Genomic DNA, 15,556 nt, shown 5'->3' with positions numbered 1-15,556 from the left:
CGCATACGCCCGGTGGGAGAAGAATTCTTTATGTATATCGGCGAGACCCGGACCTCGCTTTTCAAGCGCCTGAACGACCTTCGCATGGAACTCCGGAGTGGGAACCTGATGCCCTGGGCCGATCCCCATGCAGAAGCAGCGTGCCTGTGGGCATGGCAGGATGCAGAAGGGTTTGCCTACGAGTGTTCCGCAGCCCCACTCGATGCCACGGCAAACGGAAGGATGGGGATGGAGGCATATCTCCTGTACCAGTACCGCCAGGAACACGGCAAATCTCCGCTCTGTAATTTCGGGCAGTTCCACCCGCGCTACCGGAGTTCCTCGCGCCGTAGCGGGAATCTGCGGGGCGGAAAATTAGAAGATGGTCAGAAAGACAATCCTGCCGGCAACCCCAGTCAACCCCCGCTCAGCCCGGTAGGAAAACCCGGGGAACCGGGCTGGATGGGGCTTACCTGGAGCAGCCCGGTGGTCCTGGCATCGGAAAAAACCCCGTCAACACCCGCAGGGCCGTGCCTGTATATTCTGTCCGATGCGGGTGCTGGAGAGATTATTGCCATCGGCCAGTCCGGGGATTGTGCACACCGGCTTGCAGATTTAACCACTAAACCCGGAGACGAAAGGATCCTGCAGGTCTCACTCCATTGCCAGGAAAAAACCATTTTCCCACACCAGCTCAGGGAACTGGAAACGGATCTTATCGGGAATTATTTCGGGGAGTATCGGAAATCGCCGGCGGGGCAGTATAATAACCGGTAATTTTTTTTGCTAATCTTTGGATTTTCTGAATGGAATCTGAACGTGCTGAGTTCCCCCGAAAAAATATTCTTAAACAAAATATTCTTTCAGTAATTATGATGGGGGTTGAGACCCCCATACCCCCGTTACGATAACGCCGCCGCCCCGAACGGCGCCCCGCGGCGGATTGATGACTAAACTCAAAAATAAAAAAAATAAAAATTTCCAGAATATTCATTGCCCCGCCGTGCCTCGGAGAGGCCCTGAGGCGGGGGAGCATCGCAAATAATTTCATTTTTTTTATCTGTCTTATGCAAAACGGCGAAAAAGTAATTCATTGTTCAAAACTTACCAGCCAAGGAACAGCGTTTTGGTCCGGCTGTAACTTTCCAGCGCATGCGTTCCATTCTCCCGCCCGATGCCGCTGTCGTTCATACCGCCAAACGGGATCTCCGGTGGCACGGTGAGATGGCGGTTCACCCAGATGATGCCTGCATGCACCTCGTCAAACACGCGTTTTGTGGTCGCAAGATCGGTAGTCCAGACCGAAGCGCCAAGGCCATAACGGGACCGGTTTGCTTCACGGATTGCCGTGTCGAGATCGGGGACCGTCATCACCGGTAAGACCGGCCCGAAGATCTCATCGGTCAGGAGCCGGGCTCCGGGTGCGACACCGGTAACCAGCGTGGGGCTGTAGAAATGCCCCGCCGCATATGCAGGTCCGGCAAGGGGGCAACCACCAGTAAGAATTGTTCCTTCTTCTTTTTCCGTTACCTCCTCAACCATTGCAGAGATTCGCTGCCGCCCTTCCGCACTGTTCATCGGTCCCAGATCGATCCCCGGTTCGAGACCGTTTCCTGTTTTCAAGGATTCCACGCGCTCTTTGAGTTTCTTAACAAAAGTCTCGGCAATTTTTTCATGCACGTACAGGCGCTTGACTGCGGTGCAGGTCTGGCCGGCATTGTAGAAGCGACCGCGGAGCGCACCTTCCACGGCTTTGTCAATGGCAGCATCTTCCATAACGATCATCGGGTCCGAACCCCCAAGTTCCAGCGTAAGATCCTTTACCTGCGCCGATGCCATCTGGCGGATCTTTTCACCGGTTGCACAGTCACCGGTAAAGGAAACTTTGCGGATGAGGGGGTGCCGGACAATGGCTGCACCTACGGATTCACCACTACCCGTCACAACGTTGAGCACCCCTGGTGGGAGGCCGGCTTTGTCGAGTATTCCTGCGAGTTTCAGGCTCGATAGGGGAGTTGTTGACGCGGGTTTGAGTACCATAGTATTGCCGGCAAGGAGTGCAGGGCCGACTTTCCAGCCCATGATGATGACCGGCATATTCCACGGGATGATGGCACCGCAGATACCCAGGGGTTCGTGCACTACCATGCAGTCACCGGCAACGCCGAGGCGGACTGCTTCACCGGTGGAATGGGCGGAGATCCCGGCATAGAACTCCAGGATATTGGCAAACCCCCGGACTTCGTCGATGGATTCCCGGAGCGGTTTTCCCTGCTCCCGGGTCAGGAGTTGCGCGATGTCCTTGTGCTGCTCTCTTACCAGCCCGGCAGCGTGGAACAGGATCATGCCCCGTTCCCGCTGGGATTTTTTCTTCCAGCCACCGGTTGCTGCATCCGCTGCATCCACAGCCTGAGCAACATCGTCCGGTGTCCCGGAGGGAACCCGGTCGATCACCTCACCGGTTGCCGGATTCTTTACCTCTATCCAGCGCTCATCGATCCCACTGGTATCATTCCCGCCAATCCGCATCAGCATAAAAAAATCCTCTCCTGTTGTACCTTATCGGAATATGCACCGGCTGTGCAATAAAAGGAAGTGGTGGGCAGATGAGATGAGCTGGTATTCCTGCGGACTAAAGACGGCGACCTATACCCGACCTTAACATGCCGGTAATCAGTTCTGGGTAAACATACCGGCAATCCGTTTTGTGTAAGCATATCGGTAATCAGTTCTGGGTAAACATACCGGCAATCCGTTTTGTGTAAGCATATCGGCAACCAGTCCAACGTAAACATATCGGCAACCAGTCCAACGTAAACATATCGCCAAATCCAATAACCGGCGGTGCCCCGGGAATTTTTCAGGAACCCTGTTTCCCTAAGGATAAACTATATGAGCAGGCTCCTCTGATCTCAGCCTGAGTGGGGATACTAATGACCGAAGAACTGCTCATTGAAGTCAATGATCTTGTCTGGGAAAAAACCGTGGAGAGGGGGACCCTGCCGGTTGCCGTGATGTTCTACAGCCCGACCTGCGCATTCTGCCACCAGATGGAACCGTATTTTAAAAATTATGCTGAAGTGTTCAAAAATTCTATCCTGTTTGCGAAGATCAATATCATGAATAATCTCTGGACTGCCGAACGGTATGGCGTAAAAAGCACCCCGACATTCAAATTTTTCTGTAATGGCAAGCCGGTACAGGAGATGGTAGGAGCCATATACCCGGCGCTCCTCAAGAAGATGATCGAAGAAGTGCTGGTCCATGGCAAGGAATGTGCCAATAATTCTACTACCATCGATTACGAGATCACCGGGTACGGGTAGGGATGGGTATGGATGCGTTTGAACAATGGCTGGATACATTCTGGCAGCAGCCTGCCCGGGAACGCAAGGAGTACATGGCGGTCAAAAAGGCAGCCTGCACCTGCCCGAAATGCCCCTCGTATAACCACTGCGCCGAGGGAAGTAAGGAATTAGTCTATTGCATTACCGGAAAAAGTCCGCTCTGCATAGCAGAAGACCGGGGATGCACCTGCAAGGAATGCGCGATACCTTCAGGCCTTGACCTGAAGTACCATAATTTCTGTACCAGCGGAAGTGAAGCCGCGCAGCGCTACGAGCACGAAGTGCACTGACCGTATTTCAGAGGTGCCGGCTGCACCCGCATTGTACCGCAGCATCTGCCACGGCTTTTGCAACCGCTTTTGTTACGTCCTTGTCAAGGATGTTGGGCATAATCCGGTCGCGCTGGGGTTTTGAAACGCAATTGGCGATTGCGTGCGCTGCTGCGATCTTCATTTCATCGGTGATGCGGGTGGCCCGGGCATCGAGTGCTCCCCGGAAAATACCGGGAAATGCGAGCACATTATTGATCTGGTTGGGAAAGTCGCTGCGACCGGTACCAACCACTGCCGCACCGGCACGTTTTGCTGCATCCGGCCAGATCTCCGGCACCGGGTTTGCCATGGCAAAGACAATGGCATCCTTACCCATCGATCTTACCATCTCTTCTGATACCACGCCAGGTGCAGAGACCCCGATAAAGACATCGGCACCGTTCATCGCATCCTCAAGTTTTCCGGAGAGTGCCGGGCGGTTCGTCTCTTCGGCAATAATGAACTTGTACTTGTTTTTGTAGAGCTCTTCCCGGCCCCGGAAGATCGTACCCTGGGTATCGCAGACAATGATCTCGTTTACCTTGGTACAGACATTGGGATTATACCCGATGCATTTTAACAGGCGGGTGATGGCAAACCCGGCCGCTCCTGCCCCGCAGATAACGATATTCAAGTTCTCGAATTTCTTGCCGGTAACCCTGCAGGCATTGAGCAGTGCGGCAAGTACCACGACCGCAGTCCCGTGCTGGTCGTCATGCATCACCGGAATACCAATATCCTGGAGCGCATCTTCGACTTCAAAACATTTCGGGGCTGCGATATCTTCGAGATTGATGCCGCCAAAGACCGGCGCGATATTTTTTACCTGGTCCACAAAATCCGTCTCGTAATTTTCAAAACAGATGGGAAAAGCATCGACACCGGCAAATTCCTTGAAGAGAATTGCCTTTCCCTCCATCACCGGAATTGCTGCATACCCGCCGATATTTCCTAGTCCAAGAACTGCCGAGCCATCAGTTACGATAGCAATCGTGTTCGCTTTTAACGTGTATTTGTACGCAAGGTTCCGGTCTTTCGCAATTTCCCGGCAGACTTCTGCCACCCCGGGTGTGTACGCAAGGGAGAGATCGTGTTTGGTTTTTAGCGGGACTTTGGACCGTATCTCAAGTTTGCCCTTATGGGCTGCATGCAGCGCAAGCGCTTCTTTATAGATCTCGTCACTTCCCGGTGTAAACAGCATCGTGACTGCTCCTTATGTGAAAAGAGCGCGTGAAAGGCAATGAATGTTATCCTAAGAGCAAAAAAGGGTTTTAATACCGGATTTTATGGCTTATATCCGTGTATAATTGCGCCGGCATTCCGGAAAAAGAAGATTCCGGGCAATTCCGGGAAAATCTCGGTTCACCTTTGTTTTCACACGGAAAAATAAGACTTGACCCAGGTAACCGGGTTCCATTTCAGCACCTGCTAGAAAGTTACATTTTAATACACGAATGAACAGAAATATACATCAGCGTATAATCTAGGCAACTTATAGGTTACCGGAGTCGTATGCGTCCCATCACCTGCTTACCAGAATCTTAAATCAGGATGTGTTTACCATGAAGTCAAAAGATATTGCCATAGTCGGAATTTTGCTTGCCATCGGGGCGATCCTTCGCTATTTCCTCGCGATGCTCCATACCCCGCTCACACCGAACATGATCATCGCATTCTACTGTCTTGCGATCATCCTCATCCGCCCCAAGGTCTTCGAGGCGTTTGGTATCGGCCTTGTTGCCGGTATTCTCTCGATGCTGATCTCGGGTTCCATATTCCCTCCCGCCAACCTGATCAGTGAACCGGTCGGCGCCCTGGTCTGTTTCGGCATCTATGCACTGATCCGGACCAAATCCCAGTTTGCACCGGTAGCCACAACGTTCCTTGCAACCCTTGCCAGCGGTTTTACCTTTGCCGCGCTCGCGCTCTTCGCAGTTGCACCCCAGATCCTTGCAAAGTACGCTACGATGGAAGGGTTCATGATCGTCTTTGTACCCATCGTTGTCATAACTGCGGTATTTAATGCGATTATCGTCCAAATCCTCTACATACCCTCCAGCAGGGTATTGTCACGAGGACAGGAATGATAAGGCTCGAAAATATCAGTTACACCTACCCCCACACCGTGCAGAAGGCCCTGGATAATCTTTCTTTTTCATTACCCCGGGGCTGCTGCATCATGGTGACCGGGCCATCCGGTGCCGGAAAAACAACGCTCTGTCTTGCAGCTGCCGGCATCCTTCACCATGAATACGGGGGTAAAAAAGAAGGACGGGTGACCGTTGACGCCCGGGATGTAAAAGATTATCCCGACTTAACAGCGCTTGCCCAGAAGATCGGCATTGTTTTTGACGATGCAGAAGCACAGATGATTTTTACGACGGTTGAAGAAGAGATCCTCTCGGCCATCGAACACCGGGGTTTAGATGCAGCAGCAACAGAAGAGCGGCTCGCAAATATCATCACCACCACGTACCTGGGCGAGTTGCGCAACCGCTCGCCACACAATCTCTCGGGGGGCCAGAAACAGCGGGTAGCACTCGCAGCAACCCTTGCACTGGGAAACGATATCCTGATTCTCGATGAGCCCACGTCCGAACTGGACGAACACGCAACAAAGCGGATTGTTGCCATTCTTACCGATCTGAAAAAACAGGGAAAGACCATCCTTCTCATTGAGCACAAGTATGCGCATTTTAAGGACATGGTAGACCTGCTCGTGGTAATGGAGAACGGGACCATCAGCGCTATCGGGAAACCCGATGAGATTCTTGCTGATGAACGGCTGGGAAGGATCGTTATTGCTGACTTTTCCGGCATCCGGAAACCCGGCCACCAGGTAAAACCGGAAACAGGTTCCCCGGTTTCATCTCCCATCATCCAGGTCCAGGACCTGTCCTATGCCTACGGGGATATCCCGGCACTCGATTCGATCAATCTTACGGTCCAGCCCGGTGAATTCATTGCCCTTGTCGGGGAGAACGGGTCCGGGAAGACCACGCTGGTCAAGCATTTCAACCGGCTGCTGACACCCACCCGTGGCGATGTTATTATCCGGGGCAAAAACACCCGCGACTGCACAATTACCGAACTTGCACGGCATGTCGGGCTCGTATTCCAGAACCCGGATCATATGTTCTTTGCCGATACGGTTTACGATGAGGTCGCGTTCGGGTTGAACAACCTCGGCATTACGGATTGCAAACCCATCATTGATGCGGCACTCTCCGAAGTCGGGCTGGAACATACAAAAGACCTTTACCCCCGGTGGCTTTCCCGCGGCGAGCGGCAGCGTCTCGCAATAGCCTGCGTGATTGCCATGCAGCCGGCAATTATTGTCCTGGATGAGCCGACCACTGGTCTCGACGGAAATGAGGCGCGTCTTGTCCTTGAAATATTAAAAGCACTTCAGGAAAAGGGACATACGATCATCATCATCACCCATAACCAGGATATTGCCATAACCTGTGCAGACCGGATCGTTGCCATGGAAAAAGGCAGGATTATTTCTGATTCATTGATACCGGGAGGTGCATAAATGGCAGAGATTCTCGCGTATGTCCATAAGGACGGTTTCTTCCATCGCCTTCACCCATTTACCAAGATCGCTTTCATCCTCCTGTTCGGCATAATGTCCATCCTGTCGACCAACCTGTTGTTCCTGCTGCTGCTGGTCATCACCATCCTCATCATTGCCTATGTCGCCAGTCTCAGTACCGAAGTGATGCAGCAGTTCAAGCTGATTGCTCTCATGAGCATCATTCTCATCGGCCTCACCATCATCACGATGCCCAGCGGCGAGACGATTGGTTACTTGATCCCGTTAGTAATTCCCCTTATCGGGGGTCATATCCCGATCACTACCGGGGCAATAGAATTCGGGCTGGTCCTGACGCTCAGGTTCATGGTGCTCATCTGCGTCTTCCAGCTCTTTGTAATCTCAACACAGCCGCGGGATATTGTCCATACCATGGAGCGCCTGAAAATCCCGGTCGATTATACCCTTATGTTCCTTATTGCCCTGCGTTTCATCCCCACTCTCCAGATTGAAGGAAAGCGTATTCATGAAGCCCAGCTGGCACGCGGGTATAACCCGGGAGACGGTATTATAGGAAAAGTCCGCAGTGTTGCACCGATTGTCATCCCGCTGGTCTCCAATGCCCTTGCCCGGGCCACCGTCCTGGGTCTTACCATTGATATCCGGGGGTATCGTACGGGAACCCGGACGCGGCTTCGGGAGTTTGCGTTCCAGAAGAGAGATTATGCCACGATTGCGGTTCTGGTAATCGTGGGATGCGGGTATACTGCATTGATCATGAAACAAATGCTCTGAGTCAGTCACAGATTAAAGAGAGATACTTTCACGGGGACCTGTCGGGCAAATCCCAGTTAGGTTTCCATCTTTTTTAAAAAGGGTTTGACTAATTAAAAAACTTTAAAAAAATCTCAGAAAACTTTCATGAGAAAAATGTTGTACGCCCCGGCCGGGACTTGAACCCGGGTCAAAAGATCCGCAATCTTTTAGGATGTCCACTACCCTACCGGGACCCGATTACTTTCTGCTTTACATAAAATGTTGTCATCGCTTAAATAATTCACCGTTTTGAAAAATAACATTTGATTATAAGGACCGGATTATGAAAAAATGGAGATATCATTCTACACTTTGATTTATATTTCCCTCTCGTTTCACGGACAGATTTATATTCGCAAAAACCTTATTTCCGCCAAATTCAATGAGATAATCTCCCCGGGTGAGTATTTTCAAATGACGGGGATTTTCTGTTCCATATTGTTTACTCTGACCAAAACCATCCTGTAGTATGATTTTGCCGGATGCTTTTTCACGAACCGTTACTTCAAAATATGCAGTTGGATCAAAATTACTTACGCTAAAGGAAGTCCATTCATTTGTAAGTGTCCGGCTGTCGCCCTCAATATTTCTCGTTGTATTAGTAACAGATAAGGTAAAATCGATACGCATCGGGGGGTTTTTCAGGTCGAACGATACTGCAGTTTTATTGTAGGCAAATGGTTGGTTATTGATTGAATAAATGACCACATAATCTTCCGGGATGGGGGTAACCGGGGAAAGTGTGGTATATGCGGAGGGGTTTGCGGTTCCTGATACTGAAACCGGTTCAAGAGTCACATAGGGAGTCTCTATCGTGACAAAACCGATGATGGGCGTGGGGATTGTTGTTTCCTCAGAAGCCGGTTGATCCGGCTCATACGTGCCCGCAGGAATTATCGGTTTTTCTGCTGGGGGTGCCACGCAACCGGATAAACTGACCGATAATAGTAAGATCATCCCCAGGATCAGGTAGCAAACCAGCGCTTTCATTAAACAGATAGTGAGTGTTTCATCATAAATAAGGCTTTTTAAGAAGTTTGAAGGAAATTCAGCCCTTGTTGGGGTCTTTTACAACTCCAACGGGCTTAATTTAGGCCATATCGGGAAAAGAAGGGGATACATTGTTATGGATTTTAATGTGCAACAAAACCGGGAATAACTTAATGTTCCTTATCGGGGAGGATAAGGCCGACAATGCCGGCCATGGCACCATCTTTTGTAGAGAAGGTGGATTTCTGGATGGTGATAGTGCGTTTCGAGCGACCGGGGAGGTTGATATCACCGGTGTAGGTAAGCATACCCGGCTTTTTTACAAGCTCATCATCATGGGAACTTAAAATCCGGGCGGTATCCGGGTCAAAGATTTCCCCGCTGGTTTTGCCGGCAATGTCAGCAAAACTTTTTCCGGTAAGTTTTGAAAAGGATCGGTTGCAGCCCAGGAATCGTTCATTCGTATCCTGGTAAAATATCGGGCTTGGGAACGTATCGATCATGTGTTGTAAAAATCCCAGGTGATCTTCAAGCGCATCCTGGGCATGTTTCCACTCGGTGATATCGGTAATGACAATGTACCGTAAAATAGAATTTTCGTGTTCAATGGAAGTAATCCGGTTATAAATATACCGGCGGGATCCATCTTTCCTCAGGATCCAGAACCGGATATCTGAGGGTATATTCCGGGAGACAAAACATTCCTCGATGATCTTTTTTACCCGTTCACGCTCATCGGGGGCTGCAAGATCCGAAGGGGTAAAAAGCGATAACTCCTGCCGGGTATACCCGAATATTTCCTCAATGCGACTGTTCGCATAGGTGATTTTCCCGTTTTCATATATTATGAGCCCGTCCTGAAGATTTTCTGCCATGAGGCGGAACTTTTCTTCACTCGAACGCAAAGCCTGCTCTGCAGATTTTTTCAGGGTAATATCTTCAAGAACTATGATCATTCCCTGTTTACCGTCATCAAAAACGGCGGGAAGTATCTTCTGGCGATAAAACCGGAGTGCAGGTTTTTTTATTTCTATCTCCTGATCTAAAATACCGGTTTTTAAGGATTCCCGGATCCTTTCGATGATCTCTTCACCGGCCGTTCCTCCGCATTTCAGTGAAGAAAATAAGTTCCCGATAATTTCTGTTCGCGCCTGTTGTATAATGGCAAGAAAAGGATCGTTAATCCGGACAACCCGTTCATTCTGGTCAAGGACAAGGATCATATCATCGGTATAGCCGAACATGGCATCCAGGGGCACCCGTGAGGAGAGAGAGAAGACTTTTGCTTTTCCATAATTGCGCATCTGCACATGACCGGATACCAGCAGGATGCCAAGATAGTGTCCCACGGAGTGTTTGTTCTTGTTGAGTGCGCGTGCGATCTCGGTCACACTCATTCCCTGAGGAGATTGTTTTAAAATCTCTTTAATCCGGATAAATTCTTCTTTAAAAAGTTCCATTTCAGGACGACACCCATTGACTTGTTCTTTTATTAGGTTTGTGTAACAAATAAAGGTTTCATTTGTATGTAACAAATAACGGTAACACATAGGAGGAATATATAAATATCAATCAGACATTCATTAATACCACATCAACGGCGTTCCTGGTAAAATTTACCCGCCCAAACAAACAGATACCTGGTGAGAATTCAGCAAAATGAACCAGCAAGTACAAGGAGGGAATAAATCGATGGTAAATTATAGAACAATAACATGCATTTTATTCATTTTTTGTGCATGCCTGATTGCACCTGCAATGGCAGGAACAAAATATATGGCCGGCAGCCCGCAGTTATCGGCATACATTTCGGGCACCAATGAGTTCAGCCCGGCACAAGATGTTCAGATGATTGTAGTGGTTGAAAATATCGGATTGAATGAATTCAAATTTGTCCAGTCCAATATTGTTGACCGCGATGATCTTCCGAACACTGCAAAGTTCCTGACGGTAAAGTTACTGCCGGGAAATGCGCCCCTGGTCATCAAATCCGATCCCCAGATGTTAGGCGATCTCAAAGGCGGGACCAATGTCAAAGCCCAGTTCACGGCCAAGATCAATCCGGAAGCCCCCGCAGGGACCTACAATCTGCCGCTGGACATCAGCTATACCTACCTCTACGCGGCTGATCAATTCGGTACAGATTCTATACAATATTTATATAAAACAATTAATGAGACTGTCAGCGTTCCCGTAAAGATCAAACCGGATATTTCCATCAATGTCCTTTCAGCAGTCCCGGAACATGTAAACGTGGGAACGGAAGGCTATGTTGATTTGAAAATCCAGAACACCGGGTCAGATAACGGGGTAAAATCCATTGTAAAAATTATCAGGAACGGAAACAGCCCCATCATCCCCACGGACAGCAGCGTCTATATCGGGGATTTCCCAGCCGGCAGCATTGTGGATTGCCGGTATAAAATATCTGTTTCCAGCGATGCCCAGAAACAAACCTATCCGATCGATGTAATTGTCGTGTACCAGAATAATGAAGGGGACTTTGTCACCTCCCGGAGCGATACTGTCGGCGTATCAGTCGGGGGCAAAGCCGACTTTGCGATTATATCGCCACCCGCTGAGATGAATCCGGGAAATAAAAAAGTTATAACGGTAGAATATAAAAATACCGGCGATGCCACGGTAAAAAGTGCCCAGGCGCGGATAAGTGCAGTGGACCCCTTTACCAGCAACGATGATATTGCCTATATCGGGGACTTAACGTCCGGTGAGTCCCGGACGGTATCCTATGTCATGAGCCTTGATCGTTCAGCCACTATCAAGGAATACGGTCTTGATTCGGAAATCCGTTACCGGGATGAACTCGATAATACCTATATCTCCGATACCATGAAAGTCAAGGTAAACGTTACAGCTCCGGCGGGTGCAACTGCCATCCTGTCCAATCCGATTTACCTTTCAATCATCGTAGCACTCATAATCGGTGCATTGTACCTGGCCTATCATTTCAGGAAGAAACAATAATTTTTAAAATCCCATTTATCTGGTTTTTATCCGGGCGTCTCACGTAAATCCAGTAATCCGGACAATGAACACTTTACGATACAAATTTTTTTATAAAGAAAAATGCGGTGATGTATGATAGAGAAAATCTTTGAGGCAATTGCAGGCACCATAAACCGGCGGCCGGCGCTGGTTGCCGGGCTTCTCGTCTTAGTTTTCTGCATTGCAATGTATGGCATGACTTTTATCAGCATGCAGACCGGAAACGAGGTTTACCTGGACAAAAACTCTGATAAAGGGATCCTCAACACCCGGTACACCGATGCATTTCAGTCGGATTCCTTAATTTTGATCATTGAAACCAATGATCCTCTCAATCCGGATGTCCTGTCCTATATCGATAACCTTGAAGCATCGGTACGACAGCAGCAGAATATCAAATCGGTCAATGGTATTGTCGATCTGATCAAAGGTGCAAACGGGGGAGTTCTTCCTCATTCAAAAGCCGAAATCGACACCATTGTTGCAAAGATTCCCCCGGAAGTCCAGAAAACCGCTGTTCCTTCAAATATAATGACCCTGGTGCAGATCCAGCTGGATTCGGGCTTATCAGAAAAAGTCCGGAACGGTGCTCTTGCCAATGTCCAGAAAGTCGTATCTACCTCAGACCCGACACCGGGGACCAAGGTTACCGTGACCGGTAGTCCGGCTTTTTCAAAGGAGATGTCGAGTTCGCTTGGCAAGGATATGGGAATGCTCATCGGCGCTGCCATGGTCCTGATGATCATTGTCATGGCCATATTGTTTGCCTATGTCCGTTACCGTTTCATGCCGGTGGCCCTTGTCGGAATCGGGCTTGTCACCTCATTAGGACTCATGGGACTGGCCGGCATCCAGTTAAACATGGCAGTGGTCGGGGCTTTCCCGGTGCTCATCGGTCTTGGGATCGATTATGCGATCCAGTTTCATGCCCGTTTTGATGAAGAGGCCCGGAAGGGTTCCCTGGAAGATGCAGTTTTTATGACGGTTACCCGGACGGGTCCTGCTGTTTTGTATGCAATGCTTGCAACCTGCATGGGTTTCCTGGCAATGTTCATCTCCCCGGTGCCGATGATCCGTTCCTTTGGCATAGTATCCATTATTGGTGTGATGTGTTGTTACTGCATCTCGCTCATCGGTATGCCTACTATTGCCGTTCTCCTCAAGTACAAACCAAAAGGCCCCGCTCCTACGGTCTGTTATGCCGTGGGTGAGGGTGCCTGTGATTCCCTCGATGAAGGAAGTGGACTTCCCCGGAAGAACGCAAACAAGAAAGGCTCATTTTCCTATGCGCATTTCCTCACCGAGACCTCGATGAAAATTGCCAAAAACCCGATACCGATCCTGCTGGTCGTCGGGTTGGTTGCAGTGATCGGTTTCCAGCTTGATGCGGTTATTGCCATTGAGACCAATGAAAACGCCTTTGTGCCGAGCGATATGCCGGCAAAGATCCAGATGGACAAGGTAGGCCGGGTCATCGGGTCTACGGATTCTGCTGCCATCTATATAGAAGGCCCACGGGTGACAGACCTCGATACCATAAAATGGGTGAAGAAATACCAGGATTATGAGCTCAGCCACCATGCGGAGCTGACCCGGGCAACCAGTATCGTCACGTATATCCTTGCCTATAATAACAACCAGATGCCCGAGACCCAGAGCCAGCTGAATGCCGTGCTGGAAACGATCCCGGAATCCGTCAAAAAACCGTATATAAGCGGCTCGATGAATGCGGTGATCCAGTTCGGTACGGTAAAACTCCAGTCCACCCAGCAGGCATCCTTAAAAGAACAGATGATATCGGATATCGCATTCCTTGAACCCCCGGTAGGAATGACGGTGCAACCGACCGGCAGGTTCGAACTTTTCACGTCCTTAATGCACGATCTCTCCTCATCAAAGGATGAGATGACCCTGCTGGGATTTTTGTTAATCTTTATTTATCTCGTTTTAGTGTACCGGCATTTCCATGCGGTATCCCCACTTGTCCCGATTATTGCAATCGTCGGATGGAATGCGGTTGCCATGTATATTCTCGGCATAGCCTATACACCGATGACTGCGACAATGGGATCCATGACAATCGGTGTTGCTGCTGAGTATACCATACTGGTAATGGAACGGTATTCCGAAGAACAAGAGCGGCTCCATGATCCGATAGCGGCAATCCAGGAAAGTGTTCAGAAAATCGGCACTGCGATTACCGTTTCAGGACTTGCAACCTTTTTCGGGTTCTCGGCACTCTGCCTTGCGAGCTTCCCGATTATCAGCAACTTCGGTATTGTGACATTGATTGCTGTTGGTTTCTCGCTCTTAGGTGCAATCTTCATCATGCCGGCAGTGTTGTCCGTCATGGGCCAGTTCACTGCCTGGCTGGATGCACGAAAGCACAAAACTCCGGAATAATTTTTCCGTTTTTTTCCCACCGGCTTTTTTCTCATTCCTTCCACACGGTTTCAAAAAATATTAATACCGGCCACTACAATCTTTCAATACAACTTTAATTGTTTTAATTAAAGTTAATTTGCCCGGTTCAGACCGGCATTTAATGGAGGTTATTATGCACATTATGGAAGGATTCTTACCCTGGCAATGGTGCCTTGTATGGTGGATTATTGCCCTGCCCTGCCTGGTGCTGGGAATATACCAGTTGAAAAAAGTTCTTGCAGCAGACCGGGAAGCACTCCCCCTGCTCGGCGTGACAGGCGGTTTTATCTTTATTCTGTCATCATTAAAACTCCCTTCCGTTACGGGTAGTTGTTCCCATCCAACCGGAACCGGGCTTTCAACCATATCCTTTGGTCCCTGGATTACGGCAGTTGTCTGTGCAATCGTTCTCCTGTTCCAGAGCCTGTTCCTTGCCCATGGCGGCCTCTCCGTTCTTGGGGCAAACATTGTTTCCATGGGAATTGTCGGCCCCCTGGTCGGGTATGGGGTATACCGGTTACTCCGGGACACATCGGTCAATATGTATGTCACCGTATTTCTGGTAACTGCCCTTGCTGACATGTTCACCTACGTAACAACTTCGCTTGAACTGGCGCTTGCATACCCGGCAGAAACCGGTGGATTTGCCAGCTCGTTCATCCTGTTCATGGGCATATTTGCCATTACCCAGATCCCTCTTGCCATTGTCGAAGGCATTGTGCTGGCACTGGTGTTCAAATATATCGTTGCCCTCAAGCCCGATATCCTGATCCGGCTGAAAGTATTTTCAGAAGAAAAGATCAATGCAGCCCGGAGTGAGAACTCATGAAGTTCCAGTATACGCTGGAAGTCCTGACCCTGATTGCAATCGTGACTTTCTGCGCATTATTCCTGTACACGAGTTCGACCATGAGCGGGGCGGAATTTGCCGGTTCTGATAATGTTGGATCGGGACTTATTGCAGAACTTTCCGGAACCCCTCTTGAAAATTTCCAGCCATTGATTCCCCAGTGGCAACCCCCGAGCGGGGAGATTGAATCCTGCCTGTTTGCACTCCAGGCTGCTGTTGGCGGCATTCTTGTTGGTGGTGTATTCGGGTTCTGGTTGGGGCAGAAGAAAAAAGCATAATCGGTACAAAGGATGAC

12 protein-coding genes, 1 tRNA gene and 1 pseudogene are annotated in these 15,556 nt (G+C 49.6%); 9 read left to right on the top strand and 5 right to left on the bottom strand.

Going from position 1 to position 15,556, the window contains the following annotated elements; all coding sequences use genetic code 11:
- Window positions 1-30 precede the first annotated feature (30 nt).
- Window positions 31-756: a hypothetical protein gene (locus CVV30_04625; protein ID PKL70637.1), complete on the top strand. Its 726-nt coding sequence runs from the start codon at window positions 31-33 to the stop codon at window positions 754-756.
- A 327-nt stretch (window positions 757-1,083) separates the two neighbouring features.
- Here CVV30_04625 and CVV30_04620 read toward each other — a convergent pair whose 3' ends face one another.
- Entirely contained in the window at window positions 1,084-2,514 is a 1,431-nt protein-coding gene (locus CVV30_04620) for an aldehyde dehydrogenase (protein ID PKL70636.1), read from the bottom strand.
- Window positions 2,515-2,912: 398 nt separating this feature from the next.
- On the opposite strand from CVV30_04620, the gene CVV30_04615 reads away from it, so the two are divergent.
- Together CVV30_04615 and CVV30_04610 are read left to right on the top strand one after the other, a co-directional pair.
- Entirely contained in the window at window positions 2,913-3,305 is a 393-nt protein-coding gene (locus CVV30_04615) for a thiol reductase thioredoxin (GenBank protein PKL70635.1), read from the top strand.
- Between the two features lie 8 nt (window positions 3,306-3,313).
- Window positions 3,314-3,616: a hypothetical protein gene (locus CVV30_04610; GenBank protein PKL70967.1), complete on the top strand. Its 303-nt coding sequence runs from the start codon at window positions 3,314-3,316 to the stop codon at window positions 3,614-3,616.
- Between the two features lie 7 nt (window positions 3,617-3,623).
- Here CVV30_04610 and CVV30_04605 read toward each other — a convergent pair whose 3' ends face one another.
- On the bottom strand, window positions 3,624-4,838 hold the full coding sequence (locus CVV30_04605; GenBank protein ID PKL70634.1) for an NAD-dependent malic enzyme: 1,215 nt from the start codon (window positions 4,836-4,838) through the stop codon (window positions 3,624-3,626).
- 361 nt (window positions 4,839-5,199) lie between these two features.
- On the opposite strand from CVV30_04605, the pseudogene CVV30_04600 reads away from it, so the two are divergent.
- Window positions 5,200-7,175, top strand: a pseudogene (locus tag CVV30_04600) (ABC transporter ATP-binding protein).
- The gene (locus tag CVV30_04595; GenBank protein ID PKL70633.1) at window positions 7,176-7,970 is read left to right on the top strand and encodes an energy-coupling factor transporter transmembrane protein EcfT; all 795 of its coding nucleotides are present in this window, start codon (window positions 7,176-7,178) and stop codon (window positions 7,968-7,970) included.
- A 143-nt stretch (window positions 7,971-8,113) separates the two neighbouring features.
- Here CVV30_04595 and CVV30_04590 read toward each other — a convergent pair.
- The 3 genes from CVV30_04590 to CVV30_04580 form a co-directional block, all read right to left on the bottom strand.
- A tRNA-Arg gene (locus tag CVV30_04590) sits at window positions 8,114-8,185 on the bottom strand.
- A 106-nt stretch (window positions 8,186-8,291) separates the two neighbouring features.
- On the bottom strand, window positions 8,292-8,912 hold the full coding sequence (locus tag CVV30_04585) for a hypothetical protein (GenBank protein PKL70632.1): 621 nt from the start codon (window positions 8,910-8,912) through the stop codon (window positions 8,292-8,294).
- Window positions 8,913-9,151: 239 nt separating this feature from the next.
- Complete coding sequence (locus CVV30_04580) at window positions 9,152-10,531, bottom strand: hypothetical protein (GenBank protein PKL70631.1); 1,380 nt, start codon at window positions 10,529-10,531, stop codon at window positions 9,152-9,154.
- Between the two features lie 142 nt (window positions 10,532-10,673).
- Here CVV30_04580 and CVV30_04575 point away from each other — a divergent pair, with 142 nt between their 5' ends.
- The 4 genes from CVV30_04575 to CVV30_04560 all read left to right on the top strand — a co-directional run bounded on the left by CVV30_04575 (window position 10,674) and on the right by CVV30_04560 (window position 15,539).
- Entirely contained in the window at window positions 10,674-11,966 is a 1,293-nt protein-coding gene (locus CVV30_04575; GenBank protein ID PKL70630.1) for an S-layer protein, read from the top strand.
- 114 nt (window positions 11,967-12,080) lie between these two features.
- Window positions 12,081-14,390: a hydrogenase expression protein HypA gene (locus CVV30_04570; protein ID PKL70629.1), complete on the top strand. Its 2,310-nt coding sequence runs from the start codon at window positions 12,081-12,083 to the stop codon at window positions 14,388-14,390.
- A gap of 154 nt (window positions 14,391-14,544) precedes the next feature.
- Window positions 14,545-15,240: a cobalamin biosynthesis protein CbiM gene (locus tag CVV30_04565; protein PKL70966.1), complete on the top strand. Its 696-nt coding sequence runs from the start codon at window positions 14,545-14,547 to the stop codon at window positions 15,238-15,240.
- A complete protein-coding gene (locus CVV30_04560; protein PKL70628.1) occupies window positions 15,237-15,539 on the top strand; it encodes a cobalt transporter in 303 nt (100 codons plus the stop codon). The genes CVV30_04565 and CVV30_04560 overlap by 4 nt, the downstream gene beginning before the upstream one ends.
- Window positions 15,540-15,556: the final 17 nt, after the last annotated feature.

It is taken from the genome of Methanomicrobiales archaeon HGW-Methanomicrobiales-1 (genome assembly GCA_002839675.1).
Taxonomy (GTDB): domain Archaea; phylum Halobacteriota; class Methanomicrobia; order Methanomicrobiales; family Methanospirillaceae; genus Methanoregula.
This window is presented reverse-complemented; position numbering and strand designations above follow the sequence as displayed.

Excerpts from the sequence above, each read along its gene's own strand:
- CVV30_04625 (PKL70637.1), top strand. The coding sequence starts at position 31 with ATGTATATCGGCGAGACCCGGACCTCGCTTTTCAAGCGCCTGAACGAC.
- CVV30_04620 (PKL70636.1), bottom strand. The coding sequence starts at position 2,514 with ATGCTGATGCGGATTGGCGGGAATGATACCAGTGGGATCGATGAGCGC.
- CVV30_04615 (PKL70635.1), top strand. The coding sequence starts at position 2,913 with ATGACCGAAGAACTGCTCATTGAAGTCAATGATCTTGTCTGGGAAAAA.
- CVV30_04610 (PKL70967.1), top strand. The coding sequence starts at position 3,314 with ATGGATGCGTTTGAACAATGGCTGGATACATTCTGGCAGCAGCCTGCC.
- CVV30_04605 (PKL70634.1), bottom strand. The coding sequence starts at position 4,838 with ATGCTGTTTACACCGGGAAGTGACGAGATCTATAAAGAAGCGCTTGCG.
- CVV30_04595 (PKL70633.1), top strand. The coding sequence starts at position 7,176 with ATGGCAGAGATTCTCGCGTATGTCCATAAGGACGGTTTCTTCCATCGC.
- CVV30_04580 (PKL70631.1), bottom strand. The coding sequence starts at position 10,531 with ATGTGTTACCGTTATTTGTTACATACAAATGAAACCTTTATTTGTTAC.
- CVV30_04575 (PKL70630.1), top strand. The coding sequence starts at position 10,674 with ATGGTAAATTATAGAACAATAACATGCATTTTATTCATTTTTTGTGCA.
- CVV30_04570 (PKL70629.1), top strand. The coding sequence starts at position 12,081 with ATGATAGAGAAAATCTTTGAGGCAATTGCAGGCACCATAAACCGGCGG.
- CVV30_04565 (PKL70966.1), top strand. The coding sequence starts at position 14,545 with ATGCACATTATGGAAGGATTCTTACCCTGGCAATGGTGCCTTGTATGG.
- CVV30_04560 (PKL70628.1), top strand. The coding sequence starts at position 15,237 with ATGAAGTTCCAGTATACGCTGGAAGTCCTGACCCTGATTGCAATCGTG.